General features: G+C 48.0%; 1 pseudogene. It reads left to right on the forward strand.

Features of this window, described 5'->3' with window-relative positions:
- A pseudogene (locus A3750_RS26320) lies at positions 1 to 550 on the forward strand (error-prone DNA polymerase); the annotation flags it as partial.

The raw sequence follows: 550 nt of genomic DNA on the forward strand, positions 1-550 counted from the left end.
TCAAACAAAGCTCATTGTTGGAAGTGAGTTTCAGCTCGAGGATGGGCCGAAAATTGTGCTCTTATGCCCAGATCGAGCCGCTTATGCGGAAGTATGTGCCTTGATTACGCTTGCTCGAAGGCGCTGCGAGAAAGGGCACTATGCTGTTTTTCAGCAAGATCTGAACACATTGCGGCATGCCTTGTTGTTATGGAAACCGAGCTCTCAAGCCAAGCCTGAATCTGAACTAGGAGATGAGGCTGATCGCAGTTTTGCCGAGTTTGTACAGCGTGCATTTCATAACCGTTGCTGGCTGCTGTACGAGCGCCTGCTTGATGCGCAAGAGTTTAAACGTGGCAGCGCATATCGACGTTGGTGTTGTAGCCTAAGCCATGATTTTAAGCAGCCAATTGTCTGTGCTGGTGATGTGCACATGCATGTGCCTGAACGTCAGGCTATTCAAGATGTACTTACCGCGATTCGCCACAATACGACACTCGATCAATTAGGCACTAAGGGCTTTTCAAACCTAGAGCGTAGTTTACGTCCTTTAAGTAAGTTGCGAAAAATC

The organism is Oleiphilus sp. HI0079 (assembly GCF_001635105.1).